General features: G+C 61.7%; 18 protein-coding genes. 7 read left to right on the forward strand and 11 right to left on the reverse strand.

What is annotated here, in order from left to right:
- Positions 1 to 34: 34 nt before the first annotated feature.
- The 3 genes from BLT65_RS42865 to BLT65_RS42875 all read left to right on the forward strand — a co-directional run bounded on the left by BLT65_RS42865 (position 35) and on the right by BLT65_RS42875 (position 4,491).
- Entirely contained in the window at positions 35 to 2,779 is a 2,745-nt protein-coding gene (locus BLT65_RS42865; protein ID WP_091790217.1) for an MGH1-like glycoside hydrolase domain-containing protein, read from the forward strand.
- Between the two features lie 65 nt (positions 2,780 to 2,844).
- Positions 2,845 to 3,396, forward strand: a complete 552-nt coding sequence (locus tag BLT65_RS42870) for a thioredoxin family protein (protein WP_091790219.1) — start codon at positions 2,845 to 2,847, stop codon at positions 3,394 to 3,396.
- 93 nt (positions 3,397 to 3,489) lie between these two features.
- Complete coding sequence (locus tag BLT65_RS42875) at positions 3,490 to 4,491, forward strand: bifunctional helix-turn-helix transcriptional regulator/GNAT family N-acetyltransferase (RefSeq protein WP_091790221.1); 1,002 nt, start codon at positions 3,490 to 3,492, stop codon at positions 4,489 to 4,491.
- Here the strand turns inward: BLT65_RS42875 and BLT65_RS42880 are convergent.
- The 7 genes from BLT65_RS42880 to BLT65_RS42910 form a co-directional block, all read right to left on the reverse strand.
- Positions 4,478 to 5,092, reverse strand: coding sequence for an HAD family hydrolase (locus BLT65_RS42880; protein WP_091790223.1), 615 nt, complete (start codon positions 5,090 to 5,092; stop codon positions 4,478 to 4,480). The genes BLT65_RS42875 and BLT65_RS42880 overlap by 14 nt on opposite strands.
- A 139-nt stretch (positions 5,093 to 5,231) precedes the next feature.
- Positions 5,232 to 6,035 carry a 2-oxo-hept-4-ene-1,7-dioate hydratase gene (gene hpaH / locus BLT65_RS42885; protein WP_009770909.1) on the reverse strand — a complete coding sequence of 268 codons (804 nt, stop codon included), beginning with the start codon at positions 6,033 to 6,035 and terminating at the stop codon, positions 5,232 to 5,234.
- 33 nt (positions 6,036 to 6,068) lie between these two features.
- On the reverse strand, positions 6,069 to 6,467 hold the full coding sequence (locus tag BLT65_RS42890; protein ID WP_091790224.1) for a 5-carboxymethyl-2-hydroxymuconate Delta-isomerase: 399 nt from the start codon (positions 6,465 to 6,467) through the stop codon (positions 6,069 to 6,071).
- A 20-nt stretch (positions 6,468 to 6,487) separates the two neighbouring features.
- Positions 6,488 to 7,351, reverse strand: a complete 864-nt coding sequence (hpaD, locus tag BLT65_RS42895; protein WP_042315794.1) for a 3,4-dihydroxyphenylacetate 2,3-dioxygenase — start codon at positions 7,349 to 7,351, stop codon at positions 6,488 to 6,490.
- A gap of 53 nt (positions 7,352 to 7,404) precedes the next feature.
- Positions 7,405 to 8,862, reverse strand: coding sequence for a 5-carboxymethyl-2-hydroxymuconate semialdehyde dehydrogenase (gene hpaE, locus BLT65_RS42900; protein ID WP_091790226.1), 1,458 nt, complete (start codon positions 8,860 to 8,862; stop codon positions 7,405 to 7,407).
- A gap of 16 nt (positions 8,863 to 8,878) precedes the next feature.
- Positions 8,879 to 9,637 carry a fumarylacetoacetate hydrolase family protein gene (locus tag BLT65_RS42905; protein ID WP_091790229.1) on the reverse strand — a complete coding sequence of 253 codons (759 nt, stop codon included), beginning with the start codon at positions 9,635 to 9,637 and terminating at the stop codon, positions 8,879 to 8,881.
- The gene (locus BLT65_RS42910; RefSeq protein ID WP_091790231.1) at positions 9,634 to 10,398 is read right to left on the reverse strand and encodes a fumarylacetoacetate hydrolase family protein; all 765 of its coding nucleotides are present in this window, start codon (positions 10,396 to 10,398) and stop codon (positions 9,634 to 9,636) included. Before BLT65_RS42910 ends, BLT65_RS42905 begins: the two co-directional genes overlap by 4 nt.
- A gap of 331 nt (positions 10,399 to 10,729) precedes the next feature.
- Between BLT65_RS42910 and BLT65_RS42915 the strand changes: the two genes are divergently transcribed.
- Positions 10,730 to 11,146: a heme-binding protein gene (locus BLT65_RS42915; protein WP_091790232.1), complete on the forward strand. Its 417-nt coding sequence runs from the start codon at positions 10,730 to 10,732 to the stop codon at positions 11,144 to 11,146.
- Between the two features lie 55 nt (positions 11,147 to 11,201).
- A complete protein-coding gene (locus BLT65_RS42920) occupies positions 11,202 to 13,382 on the forward strand; it encodes a malate synthase G (RefSeq protein ID WP_091790233.1) in 2,181 nt (726 codons plus the stop codon).
- Between the two features lie 74 nt (positions 13,383 to 13,456).
- Here BLT65_RS42920 and BLT65_RS42925 read toward each other — a convergent pair whose 3' ends face one another.
- From BLT65_RS42925 to BLT65_RS42935, 3 genes are all read right to left on the reverse strand, one after another.
- Positions 13,457 to 14,896, reverse strand: a complete 1,440-nt coding sequence (locus tag BLT65_RS42925) for an MFS transporter (protein WP_091790234.1) — start codon at positions 14,894 to 14,896, stop codon at positions 13,457 to 13,459.
- A gap of 97 nt (positions 14,897 to 14,993) precedes the next feature.
- Positions 14,994 to 16,145 (reverse strand): CaiB/BaiF CoA transferase family protein, encoded by a 1,152-nt coding sequence (locus tag BLT65_RS42930; protein ID WP_091790235.1) that lies wholly within the window; start codon positions 16,143 to 16,145, stop codon positions 14,994 to 14,996.
- 8 nt (positions 16,146 to 16,153) lie between these two features.
- A complete protein-coding gene (locus BLT65_RS42935; protein ID WP_091790236.1) occupies positions 16,154 to 17,092 on the reverse strand; it encodes a hydroxymethylglutaryl-CoA lyase in 939 nt (312 codons plus the stop codon).
- A gap of 137 nt (positions 17,093 to 17,229) precedes the next feature.
- Here BLT65_RS42935 and BLT65_RS42940 point away from each other — a divergent pair, with 137 nt between their 5' ends.
- The gene (locus tag BLT65_RS42940; RefSeq protein ID WP_091790237.1) at positions 17,230 to 18,147 is read left to right on the forward strand and encodes a LysR family transcriptional regulator; all 918 of its coding nucleotides are present in this window, start codon (positions 17,230 to 17,232) and stop codon (positions 18,145 to 18,147) included.
- 8 nt (positions 18,148 to 18,155) lie between these two features.
- On the opposite strand, the gene mdtD is transcribed toward BLT65_RS42940, so the two are convergent.
- Positions 18,156 to 19,544, reverse strand: coding sequence for a multidrug transporter subunit MdtD (mdtD, locus tag BLT65_RS42945; protein WP_091790244.1), 1,389 nt, complete (start codon positions 19,542 to 19,544; stop codon positions 18,156 to 18,158).
- Positions 19,545 to 19,746: 202 nt separating this feature from the next.
- Between mdtD and BLT65_RS42950 the strand changes: the two genes are divergently transcribed.
- On the forward strand, positions 19,747 to 20,607 hold the full coding sequence (locus BLT65_RS42950) for a LysR family transcriptional regulator (protein ID WP_091790238.1): 861 nt from the start codon (positions 19,747 to 19,749) through the stop codon (positions 20,605 to 20,607).
- Positions 20,608 to 20,619 lie beyond the last annotated feature (12 nt).

The following is a 20,619-nucleotide window of genomic DNA, read 5'->3' on the forward strand; positions in this document are numbered from 1 at the left end:
CGTGTCGGACGATCGATTTCGGCCGGGAGGTGCCATGCAGCCTGCAAGCGCAATCAATCTGCTCCAGTCGAAGGAAGGTTCGCGTCTTCATGGCCCGGACCTCGCGCGTTGGCGCCGCTGGGGACCGTATCTGAGCGACCGTCAATGGGGCACCGTGCGCGAGGACTACAGCGAATACGGCACCGCATGGGACTACTTTCCACACGACCATGCGCGCAGCCGGATGTATCGCTGGGGCGAGGACGGCATCGCGGGCTTCGGCAATGATCCGCTCGACTGGTGCGTGTCACTCGCGCTCTGGAACGGACACGACCCCATCATCAAGGAAAGACTCTTCGGCCTGACGAACGCGCAGGGCAATCACGGCGAGGACGTGAAGGAGCTTTACTTCTATCTGGACGGTACGCCGACGCATTCGTACATGAAGATGCTCTACAAGTATCCTCATGACGCGTACCCGTATCAGGACCTGATCGACGAAAACGCGCGGCGCGGCGCGGACCAGCCCGAGTATGAAGTGCTCGATACGGGCGTGTTCGACGACAACCGCTACTTCGACGTCTGGATCGAATATGCGAAGCACACACAAGACGATATCGTCATGCGTGTGACCGTCGAAAACCGTTCGACCCTGCCCGGCACGCTGCATGCCCTGCCGCAGTTCTGGGCGCGCAACCGGTGGGCGTGGTCGGGCAAGCCCGGCAAGCCATCGCTCACGCTTGAGCCGAATGCAGCAGAAGGCGCGCGGGTCATCGCCCGCAATCCCGCGCTCGACACGACGATCGTGACGGCAGCAGCGCAGCAGCCCATCGAATGGCTCTTCTGCGAAAACGAAACCAACTCGCGCCGCATTTTCGGCATCGACGGCGAAGGGCCGTTCAAGGACGGCTTCAACGATTACCTCGTTGATGGCGACGAACGCGCGATACGCCGCGACAAGGGCACGCGCGCCGCCGCGCACGTGTTTCTCCAGCTTGGCCCGCACGAACAGTCAGTGCTGTATCTGCGCTGGCGTCCCGAATCCGCTGTCGAGGCTGCGCCGCTCGACATGCCGGCACTCTTTACACGCCGCCAGGCAGAGGCCGACGAATTCTATGCGGCGCTTCAGCACGATATCGCCGATGCCGACGCGCGTCTCGTGCAACGTCAGGCGCTTGCCGGGATGCTCTGGTCGAAGCAGTACTATCAGTTCGACGTGACGCGCTGGCACGACGGCGATCCCGGCCAGCCGGTGCCGCCGAAAGGCCGCAGGCGTGGCCGCAATGCGGACTGGCGACACATGTGCAATGGCGACATCGTGTCGATGCCCGACAAATGGGAGTACCCGTGGTATGCATCGTGGGATCTCGCGTTTCATGCGGTCGCATTCGCTGTCGTCGATCCCGACTTTGCGAAGAAGCAATTGCAACTGCTCGTGAAAGAGCGCTACATGCATCCGAACGGGCAGCTGCCCGCTTACGAATGGGCGTTCGGCGATGCGAATCCGCCTGTGCATGCGTGGGCCACGTGGCGTGTTTATGAACTCGACCGCGAGATCACGGGTGTCGGCGATCACGAGTTTCTCGAAGTGATGTTTCATAAGCTGCTGCTCAATTTCTCGTGGTGGGTCAACCGCAAGGACGCAGACGACCGCAACATCTTCCAGGGCGGATTTCTCGGGCTCGACAATATCGGCATCTTCGATCGCTCTTCTCCGCTCCCGACGGGCGGCCGCATCGATCAGGCGGACGGCACCGCGTGGATGGCCTCCTATGCACTCGATCTGATGCAGATCGGACTCGAACTCGCGATGACGAACGCGGCGTACGTCGAAATCGCAGTGAAGTTCTTCGAGCACTTTCTGTATATCGCGGAAGCCGTCAGTTGCGGCGAAGGTTGTCATACAGGACTGTGGGATGGACGCGATGAATTCTTCTATGACGTGCTGCATCTTCCGGACGGCGCGCGCGTACCGATGCGCATTCGGTCAATTGTCGGCTTGATTCCGCTGTTCGCGGTACACGTACTCGACGAGCAGATACATGGTCATTTGCCGGGGTTGCGCGAACGGCTCGCATGGTTCCTCGATCACCGGCCGAATCTGGCGAAACTCGTGTCGCGCTGGACGGAATCCGGAAAAGGCAACACATCCTTGCTCTCGCTATTGCGCGGACACAGAATGAAATCGCTGCTCAAGCGCGCGCTCGATGAAAACGAATTTCTCTCTCCCTATGGCGTGCGGGCGCTTTCGCGTGTGCATCTCCAGGAACCGTATGTTTTCGATCATGACGGCGTGCATGTCTGCATCGAATATCAACCTGGCGAATCGGACTCGCGTGTGTTCGGCGGCAACTCGAACTGGCGCGGACCGGTGTGGATACCCGTCAACTATCTGCTGATCGAATCGCTATACGAGTTCCATCGCTACTATGGCGACGAGTTCGGTATCGAGCATCCAACCGGATCGGGGCAGTATTCTTCGCTCAGCGAAGTCGCCGACGATCTCGCGCGACGCGTCACCACACTCTTCATGAAGAACGAGCAAGGCGTGCGGCCCGTGATGGCCGCGTATCCGATGCTGCAGGCGGACCCGCGTTCACAGGATCTGATCCTGTTCCATGAGTACTTTCACGGCGACAACGGGCGTGGCGTGGGCGCTTCGCATCAGACAGGGTGGACGGGACTCGTTGCGCTGCTGTTGCAACCGCGCATGATGAGGCTGTCCCATGTCGCGCCCGATGCGATGCCCGTTGCAACGCAAGTGAAGGAAGACACGATGGCTGCGGCGATGGGGCGTTAGCACGTTAGCGTCACAACTGCTGAAAGAAAGAAGGTTCTTCGACACTTCGAATCAAGGAGCAATGGATGGGTACTGAATCTCCTCCAGGCGAACTGGGTACGGCAGCGCCCGCGTTTTCGCTGCCCGCTACCGACGGCCGCACCTATGCACTCGACGACGTGCGCGGCCCGAAGGGACTCGTCGTGATCTTCATGTGCAACCATTGTCCGTACGTGCGAGCCGCGTTGCCGCGTATCGTGCGCGAAGCGCGAGATCTCGCGACGCTGGGTATCGGCACCGTCGGGATCAACTCGAACGACAGCATTACCTATCCAGAAGATTCGTTCGAGCGCATGGTCGCGCTATCGGCTGATTGGCAGTTGCCCTTCCCCTATCTGTTCGATGAAACGCAGCAGGTCGCGCGCGCCTATGATGCCGTCTGCACGCCGGAGTTTTACGGTTTCGATTCCGGGTTGCTGCTGCGATATCGCGGCAGACTGGATGCGTCGCGCAAAGACCCGCTTCCCGATGCGCGCCGCGACCTGTTCGAGGCGATGCAGCAGATGGCGCAAACGGGCGCCGCACCCGAAACCCAGTATCCGGCATTCGGATGTTCGATCAAGTGGAAGATAGAGTGAGCTGACAGGCCGTTGCTCGAGTCCCATATCCGGACTTGCATAAGTTGCGCTTCGCAACTATAGTGGTTGCGAAGCGCAACTAGAGCAAAGATCATGGATATCATCGACACCCCCATCCAGTCGCGAGACTCGACCATCCTCGAACTGCGCGAGTTCTCGCGCAAACTCGTGCGCGAACTGGGTTTCATGCGCTCCACGCTGGCGGACAGCGATCTCGCGCCGTCGGCCGTGCATGCCATTCTTGAAATCGGCGCGACGCCGGGCATTCAGGCGCGCGATCTCACTCATCTTCTGCGGCTCGACAAGTCGAACGCGAGCAGACAGGTCGCCAAACTGGAAACGGCCGGGCTTATCGAGCGCACTGCATCGAGCGACGATGCACGCTCGTCGGAGCTTTACCTGACCAAAGCGGGCCAGCAACTGCGCAAGAAGATCGACAAGTTTGCGACCGATCAGGTGTCGAGCGCGCTGCGCAAGCTTGCGCCGTCCGATCAGCAGTCTTTGGTGCGCGCGCTCTCGCTGTACGCAAGCGCGCTCGAGCAGGACAACGATGCCAAAGAGCCGCTGCAAGCCCCTGCATCGAACCTGCAAATCATCGAGGGCTATCAGCCCGGCTGCATTGGCGACGTCGCGAGTCTTCACGCGCGCTACTATTCGGAGCACTCCGGCTTTGGCGCGTACTTCGAAAAGCTCGTTGCGACAGGGCTGGCCGAATTCGCCGGATTGCTTCCCGATCCCAGCAGACAGCTGTGGCTCGTCTCCGACAACGGGCGAACGCTGGCATCGATCGCCATCGACGGAAACGCGGAGACCCGCGTTGCGCACTTGCGGTGGTTCATCGTCGACGATTCGCTGCGCGGTTTAGGTATCGGCAGGCAGTTGATGACGCGCGCCATGGCTTTCGTCGACGAACGCTTCGACGAAACCTATCTGTGGACGTTCAAGGGCCTAGATGCCGCGCGTCATTTGTATGAAGCGTTCGGCTTCCAGCTGGCCGAGGAGGCCGAGGGCACGCAATGGGGAGAGGCTGTCGTCGAGCAGCGCTTTGTTCGGCGCAAAGCGTCGGTTAAACGGTCCCGCGCTAAAGCAGATTGAAGCGTGCAAGTTCTTCCGAAAGCGCGTCGGCACTGGTGAACTTGTACGCATGCAGCCCCGCATCGATGGCGCCCGTGACATTCGCGTCGGAGTCGTCGATAAAGAGCGTCGCGTTGGCATCGACGCCAAGCTGACGAACGCAGCCCAGATACGCTTGGGCAGCGGGTTTCGCGGCGCCGAATGCCGCCGACGGATAAACGTGCGCGCCGAATAGCTGCGCGACAGGCGGATTAAGATAGCCGATATGATCGGTGACAAGCCGGCAATTGTTGGTCAGCACGGCGATCGGATGGCGACCGGCCACTTGAGCGGCGAGCGCCAACGTTTCCGTATCCGGCGTGATCGATGCATGCCGCGCTGTCAGCCAGTCGTCGCGGCTGACTGCGCAGCCCAGCATGTCTCCAAGCTCGCGAAGATACGCGTCGTCGGTAATCTCACCGGCATCGGCACGCGCTTCGAGGCCCGACTCCCAAATGGCGTGGCGCACGGCTTCGGGTGGCTTGCCCGTCAACTGCGCCAGGCGTTGCGTGCGCGCCGCGCGATCGTAATGCGACAACACACCTTCCATATCGAATAGCACGAGCTTGATCGACGACGTCATGGTGCCGCCTCCGCATCAAAAGCGTCCACGCGATGGGCGCATCCCGCCGTGCGGCGTCGAATGCGCGACGTTCTGATTGTGCCTTGATGTGCGGGCGGCCTGGTAGTTTTAAAAAAATGCGGCGATGCACCGGGCAGCGTTAGACGAAATTCAGCGCAATGCCGCCGAGCGGACCGTAATCGACATGAAACGTATCGCCCGCGCGCGCAGGAATGGGACTCGTGAATGAGCCGCTGAGAATCACATCGTTCGCGTTCAGCATTTCGTCATAAGGGGCGATCTTGTTCGCGAGCCACGCGACGCCCGTCGCCGGATGATTGAGCACGGCAGCGGCGAGACCGCTCTCTTCGACAGCGCCATTCTTGTAAAGCAACGCGCCGACCCAACGCAGGTCGACATCCATCGGACGCACGGGACGACCGCCCATCACGATGCCCGCATTCGCCGCAAAGTCGGAGATCGTATCGAAGACCTTTCGCGGCGCTTTCGTCTCGCGATCGAACTGCTCGATGCGCGCGTCGATGATCTCGACTGCGGGCGTTACATAGGCCGTCGCATCGAGCACATCGGTGAGCGTCACACCGGGCCCTTTGAGCGGTCGCGCGAGAATGAACGCCAGTTCCACTTCGACACGCGGCGCGATGAAGCGATCGGCGCGAATGTCCTGGCCATTTTCAATGAACATGTAGTCGAGAAGCGGCGCGTAGTCCGGTTCGTCGATCTGCGACGAGCGCTGCATGGCGCGCGACGTCAAACCGATCTTGCGTCCCTTGATCACGTGCCCTTCGGCAAGCTTCATCTTGACCCATTCGCGCTGGATCGCGTAACCGTCCTCGATGGTCATCTCGGGATAGGCAGCGGAAAAGTGCCGCAATTGCGTGCGCGTTTTTTCGGCCTGGTCGAGTTTCCCGGCGAGTTCACGGATAGTCGTCTGGTCTAGCATGTTGAGTTCCCGATAATCACGCTCAGCGTTTTATCAGCCCTTCAGCCGCGCGTGCAGATTGTTGTGCTTCCAGGTGCCTGCTTCGCTGAACTCGTTGATCTCCAGCGAAAGCGCCAGCCCGTTCTTCTCGAATGCATCGGCAAAATGCTGCTTGATGACGTCGAATAAAGCGTCGCCCGTTGCCTTCTTTGCATGCTCCGACCGGCCCGCGCCGATCTTCAGGTTCGCGTGCAGAAACGCGGCATCCGGCCTGCCGTCCGCGATGCAGTACTGTTCGCAGCGCACCGCGCGCACGCGTATTCCACCGAGCGGATAGACGCGTTGATCGTTCTCGCGTTGCGCATCGAGGCATTGCGCGAGCTTGCGGCAAAGCGTTTCGATGCTGCCTTCATTTGCCAGATTGGCGCTGTATTCGAGCGTGAGATGCGGCACGGCAAATCTCCATTGTTCGATCAGGCGGGCAGCGGCGTAACGGGGAATATCGCGTTGATCTGCCCAGTACCCGAACTGCCGAAATAAGGCGTCACCACTTCGACTTTGCCTTCGTAACGATCCCAGCCGAGCGCACCGAGCAGCATCGCCGTGTCGTGCATACCGCCCTCGCCCCAGCATTTTTCGTTGTAGAGCGGCAGCATGCCGCAAAACGTTTTCCAGTCGCCCTGTTCCCACAGCGACACCACGTGACGGTCGGTCTGTTCGAGAAACGGGTCCCACACCTTGTGCATGAACTGCTCGGCCGTACCGTTGTTCGCGAAGTGATGACTCAGCGAGCCGCTCGCGAGAATCGCGACCGTGCCGTCATAGCGTTCCTCGATGGCCTTGCGTACGGCGAGCCCGAAGCGCGCGCTGGTCGGCAGGTCGTGCCACATGCACCACCCTGCAATCGATATCGTCTTGAAGCGCTGGTCCGCGTTCATGTAGCGCATCGGGACCAGTGTGCCGTATTCGAGTTCGAGAGAGGTTTCGCTATGTGCGCGGCTTTTCACGCCCATTTCGTTCGCGACTTCGGCGATCAGCTTGCCGAGTTGCACATTGCCGGGATACGCATAGGCCATGTTGTTGATGAAATGCGGCAGTTCGTTGCTCGTATAAACGCCTTCGAACTTCGGCGCGCAGTTGATGTGGTATTCGCTATTCACCAGCCAGTGAACGTCGAAAACGATGATCGTATCGACGCCGAGTTCACGGCAACGACGGCCAATTTCATGATGTCCGTCGATTGCAGCCTGGCGGCAGCCTTTATGTGGCCCATCCAGTTCCGACAAATACATCGAAGGCACGTGGGTCACTTTGGCGGCCAGTGCGAGCTTGCCCATCGTGTTCTCCTTTCCCATGCGAAAATGGCGGAACCGCGCGTCGTTCGGAAAGATCAGACGCCCCAGCGCGGAATGTGATGCGAGCCGAGCGATACGCAAATGTTCTTCGGTTCGAGAAACACTTCATAACTCCAAGTGCCGCCTTCACGTCCGACGCCCGATGCCTTCGTGCCGCCAAACGGCTGGCGCAGGTCGCGCACGTTCTGGCTGTTCACGAAGCACATGCCAGCTTCGACAGCGGCCGCCACGCGATGCGCGCGGCCCGTGCTCTCGGTCCACACGTAGCTGGAAAGTCCATACGAAATATCGTTGGCGAGTCGAATTGCTTCGGCTTCGTCGTCGAATGGAATCAGGCACGCGACTGGCCCGAAGATCTCTTCCTGCGCGATGCGCATGCGGTTATCGACATCGACGAACACCGTCGGTGCAACGAAGTTACCGCGCTTCAGTACGTCCGGCAGAGACGGCGCGTCGAGTCCACCGCATGCGAGCGTCGCGCCCTCTTTCGGACCCAGCTCGATATAGCTGCGCACTTTTGCCAGATGCGCCTGGCTGATCATCGGGCCGATGATCGTCTGCTCGCTGAGCGGATCGCCAACGGTCAGACGCTTTGCACGCTCGATGAACCGTTCCGCGAATGTCGCATAGATCGACTTCTGCACAAGAATGCGCGAGCCCGCCGTGCAGCGTTCGCCATTGTTCGAGAAGATCATGAACACCGCGGCGTCGAGTGCGCGTTCGAAATCGGCGTCGTCGAAAATCACGAATGGCGACTTGCCGCCCAGTTCCATCGAGAACTTCTTTAGCCCGGCTGTCTGCACGATCCGGTTGCCCGTCGCGGTGGAACCGGTAAAGGAAATCGCATGCACGTCGGGATGCGCGACGAGCGGCTCGCCCGTGTCCTTGCCATAGCCATGCACGACATTCAGCACGCCCGCAGGAATGCCCGCTTCCAACGTGAGGTTGCCGAGCATCGACGCCGTCAGAGGCGACAGCTCGCTCATCTTCAGCACAGCCGTATTGCCGAATGCGAGACACGGCGCAACTTTCCATGTCGCCGTCATGAACGGCACATTCCACGGCGAAATCAGCGCACACACGCCGACGGGATGAAACAGCGTGTAGTTCAGATGCGAATCGGTCGGATACGTGTGACCGTCGACGCGCGTACACATCTCCGCAAAGTACGTGAAGTTGTCGGCGGCACGCGGCACGAGTTGCTTTCGCGTTTGCGAAATGGTTTGCCCCGTGTCGCGCGTTTCCGTATCGGAGAGTTCAGGCACGTTCTTCGCGATCAGTTCGCCAAGCTTGCGCACGAGTTTCGCGCGCTCGACAGCGGGCTTTGCGGCCCATGCGGGAAACGCGTCTTTCGCGGCGCGCACGGCGGCGTCGATATCTTCCGCCGTGCCGCTCGCGACTTCGGCGAGTACTTCCTGCGTGGCCGGGTTCACCGTTTCGAAGTAATCGCGCGCGGCCTTCGGTTTGCCGTTGATCAGATGTTCGATTCGCATGGCGGGTCCTGAATGATCAATCGCGGTTGAAGGCCGCGTCGGAAACGATCGCGTTGACGAGACGGCCCAAGCCGTCTATTTCGCAGACGACTTCATCGCCCGCATTCACATTGACGACGCCCTCAGGCGTTCCCGTCAGAATGATGTCACCGGGCGCCAGCGTCATGAAGCTGCTGAGGTATTCGATCAGCGCGGGAATGTCCGTCACCAGATCGCGCGTGTTGCCCTTCTGATGCAGCGTGCCGTTCACATAAGTGCGCAATTCGAGTTGCGCGACATCGACGATATCCGCGGCATCGACGAACCAGGGGCCGAGTACCGTCCCGCCGTCGCGGTTCTTCACGCGAAGATTCGGCCGATAGTAATTCTCAAGGTAGTCACGAATCGCGTAGTCGTTCGCGATCATGTAGCCGGCCACGTATCGCATCGCGTCGTCGCGCGTCACCTCTTTCGCCGGTCGGCCAATAACGACAGCAAGCTCGCACTCGTAGTGCATGAACGTCACGTCGGAAGGACGCCGCGTCACCCCGCGATGACCGATCACGCTGTCCGCGCCCTTGAGAAAAACAAGCGGCTCTTCCTGTTTCGAGAACTGAAGTTCTTTTGCGTGCTCCGCGTAATTGAGTCCGAGCGCGAAGATCGTGCCGGGTTGAATGGGCGCAAGCCACACGACTTCATCCTCGCGGCACACACGGCCATCGGCGAGACGCACGCCACGTTCGTGCGGATACGCTTCATGAATCGCGCCTGCATAGGCAACACGGCCGCGCATCATCGTCCGCCTCCTTCTCTTGCTGTCATCGAGAAACACAGCGGCGGCCAGTCGCCGATTGCGATGCTGATCTCGTCGCCCACGTGCGCGATGGGCGCGCCGTGCGGGACGCCCAATGTCAGCACGTCGCCGGGTGCGAGCGTCATGAAGTCGGTCACGTCGGCGATCAGGCGCGCGACGTTGCGAATCGATGTGGACATGTTCGCTATGAACGGCTCTTTTCCTTCGATGCGGATCGCGACCCGCAGCGCGTCGGGATTTGCCACATGCCGACGCGCGACCACGGTGGGACCGATCACACAAAAGCCATCGCGCGCGCGGAATCTCACCGAGGGGCGATAGACGCTTTCGTGAGGCACGCAAAGGTCGGCCACGATCGTATAGCCCGCGACGTACTCCAGTGCGCTCTCGACGCTCACACGGCATGCCGTACGCCCGATCACGACGCCGAGCGAACCGCCTACCTGCACGCCTTGCGCGTCGTCCGGAACAACCACGCTCGCACGATGACCGGCGAACGTATTGCGCGGCTTCACGTACAGCACGGGCGCTTTCGGCGGCGCTTTGTAGGGCGCCGCGTTGACCGCGTCGCCGAGTGCATCGAGCGCGGCCCGATCGTTCAACAGCGTTCCGTAGACCGCGCCATCCACAGGCGGCCTGCATGCCGTTCCACTCGCGAGCAATGGGCTCACGGTCCGCGCATCGACATCGCGTGCGAACGGCTCGGCTGCAAGATGAATCCGGTGATCGTCGAGTGCGAACATGGCTTGCCTGCATCCGTCATTCACTAACATCTTAGTAGTATTCGCGCCGAGCGAATCAAGGTCAAGCGCATTGACTTGTTGCGCGGGTTTTCCCTGGCGCAGCGCCTGCAAGTGCTTCAAGCCGTAAAAAGAATGAGAAAAACTGGTATGACCAGTGTTCCACCGGGTCGACAAGTCGCCTGGAACCCGGAACAATGGACACCAGGTCATATATAAGACTGGACCTCGCATGCACGTCCACAGTGCATGCGCATGTGGGCTGACATGTACAAAGGCGGCTTGCGGCCGGTCTGTCGGTGGAATTCACTTCAATCGTTTCAGGAATCGCAACATGCAGACAAAATCCGTGCTGACGGTCGCCGAGTCGACGAAAATCATCGAAGCGGCGCGCGCCGAAGCCGAACGCAACCAGTGGGCCGTCACGATCGCGGTGGTGGACGACGGCGGCCACTTGCTGTCGCTGCTGCGCCTCGACAACTGCGCGCCCGTCAGCGCCTACATCGCGACGGACAAAGCCCGCACCGCCGCGCTCGGCCGCCGCGAATCGAAGCAGTACGAGGACATGATCAACAACGGCCGCACCGCGTTCCTGAGCGCGCCGTTGTCGGGCACGCTGGAAGGCGGCGTGCCCGTTGTGGTAAATGGTCAGGTGGTCGGCGCCGTCGGTGTTTCCGGCGTCAAGGCCGATCAGGATGCGCAAGTGGCAAAGGCCGGTGCTGCGGCCGTTGCCAGCCACGCGAACGGCTGAAGGCCGCGCTAAAAAAGAATAATTTGCCCAGAATTTGCCCCTCTTGGAACAGCCCATGACTCAATTGACCCAACGCGGCGGATTGCAGGTCGCCGCGAACCTCGAACAGTTCATCGAAAAGGAAGCCCTGCCAGGAACCGGTGTCGATAGCGCCGCTTTCTGGGCTGGTTTCGATGCCCTCGTACACGATCTCGCGCCGAAGAACCGCGCGCTGCTCGCCGAACGCGACCGCCTGCAGGTCGAACTGGACACGTGGCATCGCGCGAATCCGGGCCCGGTGCGTGACCTGCGCGCGTATCGCGGCTTCCTCGAAAGCATCGGCTATATCGTGCCGACGCCTGCCGGCGTGAAAGCAACGACCGACAACGTCGACCGCGAAATCGCCGAACAGGCGGGCCCGCAACTCGTCGTGCCGCTGTCGAACCAGCGTTACGCGCTGAACGCCGCGAACGCGCGCTGGGGCAGCCTGTACGACGCGCTGTACGGCACCGATGCAATCGACGAAGCCGACGGCGCGGAACGCACCGCGAAGTTCAACCCGGTGCGCGGCGCGCGCGTGATCGCGTTCGCGCGCAAGTTCCTCGACGACGCTGCGCCGCTCGCGAACGGCTCGCACAAGGACGCGACCGGCTATCGCATCGAGAACGGCAAGCTGAGCATTGCACTGAAGAATGGCACGGCCACGCTGCAGGACGAAGCGCAATTCATCGGCTATCAGGGCGACGCGAATGCGCCGACTGCCGTGCTGCTCAAGCACAACGGCCTGCACTTCGAAATCCAGATCGACGCGAACGATTCGATCGGCAAGACCGACCCCGCGCACGTCAAGGACGTGCTAATGGAAGCGGCCGTCAGCACGATCATCGATTGCGAAGACTCGGTCGCCGCCGTCGATGCCGACGACAAAGTACTGCTCTATCGCAACTGGCTCGGCCTGATGGTCGGCAACCTGACGGAAGAAGTCACGAAGGGCGGCAAGACGTTCACGCGCCGCCTGAACGCGGACCGCGAATATCAAGGCGCGAACGGCCAGCCCGTGAAGCTGCACGGCCGCTCGCTGCTGTTCATCCGCAACGTCGGCCATCTGATGACGAACCCGGCCGTGCTCGACCGCGACGGCAACGAGATTCCCGAAGGCATTCTCGACGGCGTCGTCACGACGCTGTGCGCGCTGCATGACCGCACGCACAAGCTCAATTCGCGCACAGGCTCGATCTATATCGTCAAGCCGAAGATGCATGGCCCGGCTGAAGTCGCGTTCGCGAGCGAGCTGTTCTCGCGCGTCGAAGACCTGCTCGGCCTCGCGCGCAACACGATCAAGATGGGCATCATGGACGAGGAGCGCCGCACCAGCGTGAACCTCGCCGCGTGTATCGGCGAGGCTTCGTCGCGTGTCGCGTTCATCAACACGGGCTTCCTCGACCGCACGGGCGACGAGATGCACAGCTCGATGGAAGCGGGCCCGATGATGCGCAAGGGCGACATGAAGTCGAGCAAGTGGATCGCCGCCTATGAGCGCAGCAACGTGCTCGTCGGCCTCGCTGCGGGCCTGCGCGGCCGCGCGCAGATCGGCAAGGGCATGTGGGCGATGCCCGACCTGATGAAGGCGATGCTCGAGCAGAAGATCGGCCATCCGAAGGCAGGCGCGAACACGGCATGGGTGCCCTCGCCCACGGCCGCGACGCTGCATGCGCTGCACTATCACCAGGTCGACGTGCAGGCCGTTCAGAAGGAACTGGAGCGCACGGATTTCGCCGGCGTGCGCGATGAACTGCTGGACGGGCTGCTGACTATTCCTGTCGTCGAACGTGCGCAGTGGAGCGACGAAGAAATCCGCAGCGAAGTCGAGAACAACGCGCAAGGCATTCTCGGCTATGTGGTGCGCTGGATCGATCAGGGCGTTGGCTGTTCGAAGGTGCCGGACATTCACAACGTCGGCCTGATGGAAGACCGCGCAACGCTGCGTATTTCGAGCCAGCACATCGCGAACTGGTTGCGCCACGGCGTCGTCAAGGCTGAGTTCGTGCGCGAAACGATGGAGCGCATGGCGAAGGTCGTCGATCAGCAAAACGCGAGCGATCCGAGCTACAAACCGATGGCGCCGAACTTCGATAGTTCGATTGCGTTCAAGGCGGCGTGCGCGTTGGTGTTCGAAGGTCGCGCGCAGCCTAGCGGTTACACGGAACCGCTGCTGCACAAGTTCCGTCTGCAATTGAAGGCGGCGGGCAACGCGTAACTTCACGCGTTCAATCGCGGCACGACGTTAAAACGCCGGCCGGGTCTTTCGAGACCCGGCCGGCGTTTCTGTTTTCAATGGCACAGTTCTTCAAGCCGCATGCCGTTCGTCTTCGGCCCGAAACCGCCAATCGAAATCATCACCACGAGCATACACGCCGTAATTCCGACGAACACGCCGGCTACGCCGAACTCACGCAGCAAATGCGCGATCATAAAGCCTGACATCATCGCACCTACGCGGCTTGCGGAATAGACGATCCCATTCGCGCGGCAACGGACACGCGTCGGAAACAGTTCGGCCTGGTACGCGTGATAGCAAACCGAGATGGTCTGTCCCGCGAGGCTGATGAGCACGCCCAGCACGATCAGCGGCATCACCGTTTTCACCTGGCCGAACATCAGCCCGAACACGACGACTGCAAACGCGGAGCCGACGATCAGCCATTTGCGCTGCACCCTGTCGGCGAATAGCATCGCGAGCAAAGGTCCGCAAGGCAGCGCAATCGCGATGATGAACGAATACAGCAAGCTCTTCGTCACGGTGATGCCCTGACCGATCAGCAGCGTCGGCACCCAGTTCGCGAATCCGTAATAACCGATCGCCTGGCAGAAGTTGAATATGATCAACATGATGAGACGCGAACGGTACGGCGGCTGCCACAACTCGGCCAGCGACGCTCGCCGATGTACCGGTTGTTCGACGACGGGAAGCGGCGCGGGAAGCGCGCGGCCCGTCTGCTTTAGGGCCATCTCTTCCATTTTCCTGACCACGCGCTCGCCGCGTTCGACGTGTCCGTGACTTGCGAGCCAACGTGGACTTTCCGGCACGACGAGCCGGATGAACCACACGATCACCGCGCCAGCGGAGCCCAGCAGCACGACCCAGCGCCAGCCATCGATACCCGCCAACGTAATCGGCACGAGCCAGTACGAGAGAATCGCGGCGGCAGGCGCGGCAGCGAACATGACGGCCTGATTGAACGCCATCGCGCGGCCGCGCATATGCTGGGGTACGAGTTCGGTGATATAGCTGTCGATCGTCACGATCTCGATTCCAACGCCGATGCCCGTGATGAAGCGCCACAGGATCAGCCCTTCCGGCGAGGTCTGAAACGCCATGATCGCGGAACCGATCGAATACCACAGCAGCGAAACCGTGAAGACCTTGCGTCGCCCGAAGCGGTCCGGCAGCCAGCCGAAGCAGAACGTGCCGACGAACAGGCCCGCGAACGTCGATGCGATAAATCCTGCAATGCCCTGAAGGCCGAAGAACGACTCCGTCGTGGTCTTGAGCAGCCCGCTCTTCGCCATGCCCGGCGCGATATAGCCGGTGAAGATCAGATCGTAGACCTCGAAGAAGCCGCCAAGCGAAATCAGCAGCACGAGCATCCATAGATGCCGCGTGACGGGCAAGCGATCCATCCGCGCCGACAACGACGCAGCGGCGCGCAAATGGGTCTGTGCATCAGAAGGCGCAAACGGAGGATTGTCTGCTGTGATAGTACGCTGCATGAATGTCTCCTGAAGTTCACCATCGGTCGTTAATTAGTTTGGATACCTGATGGTTTATGATTCGTTCGTGTCTTTTACTTCCTCGCCCGCTATGCGTTCAGGCGGCCGCTCTACCTGTCAGCCGCGCCAGAATCTCTTGCGTATGCTCGCCGACCTTCGCCAGCGCCTGACGCACGCCGGGCCGGCGGCCACCCATCGTCAGCGGAAGCAGCACGACTTCCGTCGTGTCGCCGTCGTCGGTTTGCATCGGCACGAGGCCGCCGCTTTGCTTCAGATGCGGATCGTCGAACAGTTGATCGGGGCGCACGATCGGCGCGTAAGGAATGCCCGCTGCTTCGAGCTTCGGCGCGAGTTCGTCGGTGCGATGATGCTTGAGGATGTCGCCAAGCCGTGCGAGCAGTTCAGGACGCACGGCGACGCGCATCGCGTTGTCCGCGAATTGCGGTTCCTCGGCCAGATCGGGCCGTCCGATCACGTCGCAAAGCGTGACGAACTGCTTGTCGCTCACTGCGCCGATGAACAGTTGCTCGTCATTCGCCAGCGTGAACACGTCGTAGACGCTCCACGCGGAGACGCGCGACGGCATCGGCGGCGGCGCTTCATGCGTCATCGCGTATTGCTGCATATGCTGGCCGGCGAGGAACACGCAGTTCTCGAACAGCGCGCTTTGCACTTCCTGGCCGCGCCCTGTGAAATCGCGCTCGCGCAACGCAGCCAGCACGCCGATCGCGCCGAACATGCCGCCCATGATGTCGTTGACCGACGTACCCGCGCGCAACGGCCGCCCCACTGGCCCGGTCATATAAGAAAGGCCGCCCATCATCTGCACGACTTCATCCAGTGCGAGGCGCTTTTCATACGGCCCCGGCAGAAAGCCCTTGTGCGACACGTAAATCAGGCGCGGAAACTTCTTCGACAACGTGTCGTAATCGAGCCCGAGTTTCGTCATCAGGCCAGGCCGGAAATTTTCGAGCATGACGTCGCATTGACCGATCAGTTCTTCAGCGGCTGCGTGGCCTTCGGACGTGTTGATATCGAGCACGACGCTCTTCTTGTTGCGATTGAACGTGCGGAAAAAGCCGATGCCCAGACCCGGCAGCTTGCGCGTCTTGTCGCCGCCCGGCGGCTCGATCTTGATGACCTCCGCGCCAAGATCCGCGAGGATCATCCCGCACGTCGGGCCCATGACCATGTGAGTGAATTCGATGACGCGCACGCCGTCGAGAGGCAGTCGAGTGGAAGTGTTCATGGCGGCCCTCAGGCAATAGCAGTGTGATTGGCAAAGGTTTTAGGCAAGCCCGCGAGCCACAGCGAGCCGTGCAGCGTTTCGTCCGGCAGCCACTGCGCGACCTTTGCGCGCAACGCCAGAAGCCCTTCGATGTCGATGCCCGTTTCGATGCCCATGTCCGCGAGCATGAACGCGAGGTCTTCGCTCGACGCATTGCCGCTCGCGCCCGGCGCATGCGGACAGCCGCCGATGCCCGCGAGCGTCGCATCGAAGCGCGCAACACCCGCCTCCAGCGCCGCGTAGACATTCGCAAGCGCGAGACCGCGCGTGTCGTGAAAATGGCCGCAGCAGAAGCGGTCGCCCGCGATGTGCCGCGCTTTCTCGAACAGATCGCGCACGGCGGCAGGGCTCGCATAGCCGACGGTGTCCGCGATACTCACGAAATCCGCGCCCGCATCGAGCAGCGCCTGCATGCAGCGCAGCACGTCGGACTGATCGACGGAGCCTTGAATCGTGCAGCCGAACGCCGTACCGATGCCGCCTTCGATCAACGTCTTCGAACCCGCAGCGTCGCGCGCCGCCCGCATGCGCGCGACTTCGGCGATCACTTCGTCGGGCGTTTTGCGCAGATTCGCGAGGCTATGCGCGTGGCTCGCGGACAGCGGCACGAGCATCAGGTCGGCGCGTGAATCGATGGCTCGCTCGGCGCCTTTCAGGTTGGGCACCAGCACCGACACGCGCAAATCCGGCAGCGTCTTCGCGAACGCGACGAGTTCCGCCGTATCGGCCAGTTGCGGCAACAGACGCGCGGGCACGAAGGAACCGACTTCGATTTCGCGCTGACCGGCGGCATACGCATCGGTGATCCATTCGATTTTCCGGTGCGTCGGAAGAATGGTCTGGATGCTTTGCAGCCCGTCGCGCAAGCCGACTTCGCGGATCACGACGTTCGATGGGAATGGGGGCATGGGAGGTGTCTCCAAAGTGCAAGCCGGTCGTAGTCATGCCGGCGTTGTGCTAACTTTAGACATTCCATCTGATACATAAAGCGCTATTTTGGAAGCGCCAGGTTTCCGAACAGGAAACTCACAAGGAGACACAGCGCGTGCGCGACATTGATCTGAAAACCTTGCGGCTCGTGGTGGCCGTGTGCGAGCACAAGAACATGGCGCGCGCCGCGCACGACGAGCACATCGAGCCTTCTGCCGTCAGCAAGCGGATTGCGCAACTGGAAAGCGACCTCGGCGTACCGCTCTTCACGCGCTCGCGACGCGGCGTGCAGCCCACACCCGCCGGCGTCGCACTGCTCGAACATGCGCGTAGCGTGCTGTTCACGATGGACCGGATTGCGAGCGACGTCGCCGCATTCGGCAGCGGTCTGCGCGGCAGCGTCAGCGTGTGCGCATCGGCATCGGCGATTGCGGAAAGCCTGCTCGACGATGTCGCCTCGTTCATGAGCATGCCGGCGCACGAGAACATCCGCGTGCATGTCGAGGAGTGGCTGTCGCACGATCTCGTGCGGCGCTTGCGCGAAGGCGCCGCGTCCGTCGGCGTGTGCTGGGACAACGTGGATCTGGAAGGGCTCGAGCATCGGCCGTATCGCGAGGACCGGCTCGCGCTGGCCGTGCATCCCGATCATCCGCTGGCGAAACGCTCGACGCTTCGCTTCACGGACACGCTCGGCTATGAGCACGTCGGCTTGCCGCCGACAACCTCGGTACACATGATGCTGCAACGCGCCGCCGCGCGCGCGGGCGGCACGGTGTCATATCGGGCGGTGGTATCGAATTTCGATGCCGCGTTTCGCGTGGTGGCCGCGAAGCTCGGCATCAGCGTGATTCCGCAAGTGGTCGGCGACACGTACGCGCGCATTCTCGACGTGCGTGTCATTCCGTTGACGGACGAATGGGCAAAGCGGAATTTCGTGGTGTGCTTTCGCGATTTCGAATCGCTACAGCCTGCCGCGCAGCGCATGGTCGATCATCTCGTTGAGCGTGCGCAGTACACCCATATGCCCCGATGAAGCGCGAATCACCGCGCCGTACGCGCCGCGACGGCAGGCCGTGCCGGCGATACATCGAGCCGCCGGAACACGAGCGCCGACAGCAGCGTGATCACGCCGACGCAAACGAAGCTCAGCATGAATCCCGTCGCCGACGAACCCACGCCAGCAGAAAACAGGTTGACCAGCCCGCCGCCGATCGACACGCCCATCGCGATCGCCAGCATCTGCACCATCGAAAACAGGCTGTTGCCGCTGCCTGCATCCGCGTGCGACAAGCCCTTGAGCGTCACGCTGTTCATCGCGGCGAACTGCATCGAGTTGGCCGCGCCGAACACGGCGAGCAGCGCGATTTCCAGCAGCGGCGCCGACTGTTTCGACACGAGCGCGAACGCGACGATCGTCGAGCCGACGATCATCGTATTGACGAGCAGAAACGCCGAATAGCCGAAGCGCTTGATGAGCGGCGCGATCCATTGCTTCGACACGGTTCCGGCGATGGCGGCGGGCAGCATCATCATCCCCGAGCGCAGCGGCGAATAGCCGAGTTGCACCTGCATCAGCAGCGGCAGCATGAACGGCACCGCGCTCGATCCGATCCGGCACAGCAGGTTGCCGATCAAGCCAACGCTGAAATTCGGTTCGCTGAATAGCGCGAGCCTGAACAGCGGCCGCTCGCTCGAACGTGCATGCGGAATGTAAGCCAGCGCTGCGACGACGCCCGCCATCGCGAGACCCACTGACCATTCGACACGATAGGTGCTCATCGGCGGATCGATCGCGAGCGAGAGCAGGATCATCGCGAGCGAAAGCAGACCACAGCCGATGAAATCGAACGGCGGCGGATGGCTTGCATTATCGTGCGGCAGGAAGTGCTGCACGGCGATCAGGCCGATCGCGCCGACGGGCACGTTGACGAGGAAAATCCAGTGCCACGAAATGGCTTGCGTGAGCCAGCCGCCCAGCGTCGGCCCGACGATCGGCCCGACCTGCCCCGCAATCGAAACGAAAGCGAGCGCGGATACGTACTGCTCGCCCGGCACGCGGCGCAACACGGCAAGCCGCCCGATGGGCAGCAGCATCGAACCGCCGACGCCTTGCAGCACTCGCGCAATCACGAGTTGATCCAGCGTGTGCGCGCCCGCGCAGCACACCGACCCCAACACGAACACGAGAATCGCGGCGAAGTACACGCGGCGCGTGCCGAAGCGGTCGGCGAACCAGCCAGAGGCGGGTGTGAGAAGCGCCATCGTCAGCGAGTATGAGACGACGACGGGTTGCATCGCGAGCGGCGATGCGTGAAGGCTTTGCGCCATCGAAGGCAGCGCAGTGTTGACGATGGTTGTGTCGAGCGCCTGCATGAAGAAGGCAGCGGCGACGATCCAGAGTAGCGCGGTGTGTGAGGAATCGCGGGTCATGATGAAGTTCGGAGAGGCGCGACGGAAGCCGTTAAACATAGCGTCGCAATGACAGCGCCTCGGAAACGGGCGTTTCGCCGAACCGGCGATCGGGCCGATTCGTCCAGATCCAGATGTAGCAATCATGGTATCGATTTCACCGGCAATCGGGAAGTCACCTGAAGGCATTGACTGTCATCGTTAATGCCGATGACAATGCCGCATGCTCAATCCCCTCTGGCTCAGGACGTTCGCCACCGTCACCACCTGCCGCAGCTTTACTGAGGCAGGCAAACGGCTCGACCTGAATCAGTCGAGCGTCAGTGAACATATTCGCCGCCTCGAGGAGAGCGTCGGCAGACGGCTATTCGTGCGCGACACGCATTCGCTCGCGATGACCGCCGACGGCGAAGCGCTGCTCGTGCATGCCAACGTGATCCTGCAGGCCATCAATCGCGCCGAATCGCAGTTCCGCAAGCCGAGGTTGAAGGGACGCGTGCGCCTTGGCACCTCCGACGACATCGCGCTCGGCGCATTGCCGAACGTGCTGGCCGCGTTTCGCGCGGCTCATCCCGATGTGGAACTGGAGATCACGATCGGCATGACGAGCCGCCTGTATGAACTGCTAGATGCCGGTTCGATCGATCTGCTCGTCGGCAAGCGACGCCTGGGCGAGCGACGCGGCACGCCGTTACTGCGCTCGCGGCTCGAATGGATTGCGCGGCCCGGCACGATCGTCGATCTCGAACAGCCGTTGCCGCTGGTGCTCGTCGCTGAGCCGAGCGTGACGCGCGCCGTCGTGCTGAATGCGCTCGCCGAGAAAGGCTTCGGCTGGGAAGTGGTCTGCACGAGCAGCAGCCACGCGGGCTGCATCGCGGCCGCGCGCGGCGGCTTGGGGTTGACGGCGAAATCGCAATACGTGTCCGCGCGCGGGCTCGCGCCGCCCGTGAACAGCGCGAGCTTGCCCGCCCTACCCGACGTCGAATTCATCGCGCTGGGCGCGAAGCGGCTCAGTCAGCCGGCGGGCACGCTGCTGGAGTTGCTGCAAAGCAGCGATCTGAGCGGCGAATGGATGAGCGAATAGCGGCGTGCTTTA

The sequence above is a fragment of the Paraburkholderia steynii genome (genome assembly GCF_900100565.1).
Lineage (GTDB): Bacteria > Pseudomonadota > Gammaproteobacteria > Burkholderiales > Burkholderiaceae > Paraburkholderia > Paraburkholderia terrae.

Excerpts from the sequence above, each read along its gene's own strand:
- BLT65_RS42865 (WP_091790217.1), top strand. The coding sequence starts at position 35 with ATGCAGCCTGCAAGCGCAATCAATCTGCTCCAGTCGAAGGAAGGTTCG.
- BLT65_RS42870 (WP_091790219.1), top strand. The coding sequence starts at position 2,845 with ATGGGTACTGAATCTCCTCCAGGCGAACTGGGTACGGCAGCGCCCGCG.
- BLT65_RS42875 (WP_091790221.1), top strand. The coding sequence starts at position 3,490 with ATGGATATCATCGACACCCCCATCCAGTCGCGAGACTCGACCATCCTC.
- BLT65_RS42880 (WP_091790223.1), bottom strand. The coding sequence starts at position 5,092 with ATGACGTCGTCGATCAAGCTCGTGCTATTCGATATGGAAGGTGTGTTG.
- hpaH (WP_009770909.1), bottom strand. The coding sequence starts at position 6,035 with ATGCTAGACCAGACGACTATCCGTGAACTCGCCGGGAAACTCGACCAG.
- hpaD (WP_042315794.1), bottom strand. The coding sequence starts at position 7,351 with ATGGGCAAGCTCGCACTGGCCGCCAAAGTGACCCACGTGCCTTCGATG.
- hpaE (WP_091790226.1), bottom strand. The coding sequence starts at position 8,862 with ATGCGAATCGAACATCTGATCAACGGCAAACCGAAGGCCGCGCGCGAT.
- BLT65_RS42905 (WP_091790229.1), bottom strand. The coding sequence starts at position 9,637 with ATGATGCGCGGCCGTGTTGCCTATGCAGGCGCGATTCATGAAGCGTAT.
- BLT65_RS42910 (WP_091790231.1), bottom strand. The coding sequence starts at position 10,398 with ATGTTCGCACTCGACGATCACCGGATTCATCTTGCAGCCGAGCCGTTC.
- BLT65_RS42915 (WP_091790232.1), top strand. The coding sequence starts at position 10,730 with ATGCAGACAAAATCCGTGCTGACGGTCGCCGAGTCGACGAAAATCATC.
- BLT65_RS42920 (WP_091790233.1), top strand. The coding sequence starts at position 11,202 with ATGACTCAATTGACCCAACGCGGCGGATTGCAGGTCGCCGCGAACCTC.
- BLT65_RS42925 (WP_091790234.1), bottom strand. The coding sequence starts at position 14,896 with ATGCAGCGTACTATCACAGCAGACAATCCTCCGTTTGCGCCTTCTGAT.
- BLT65_RS42930 (WP_091790235.1), bottom strand. The coding sequence starts at position 16,145 with ATGAACACTTCCACTCGACTGCCTCTCGACGGCGTGCGCGTCATCGAA.
- BLT65_RS42935 (WP_091790236.1), bottom strand. The coding sequence starts at position 17,092 with ATGCCCCCATTCCCATCGAACGTCGTGATCCGCGAAGTCGGCTTGCGC.
- mdtD (WP_091790244.1), bottom strand. The coding sequence starts at position 19,544 with ATGACCCGCGATTCCTCACACACCGCGCTACTCTGGATCGTCGCCGCT.
- BLT65_RS42950 (WP_091790238.1), top strand. The coding sequence starts at position 19,747 with ATGCTCAATCCCCTCTGGCTCAGGACGTTCGCCACCGTCACCACCTGC.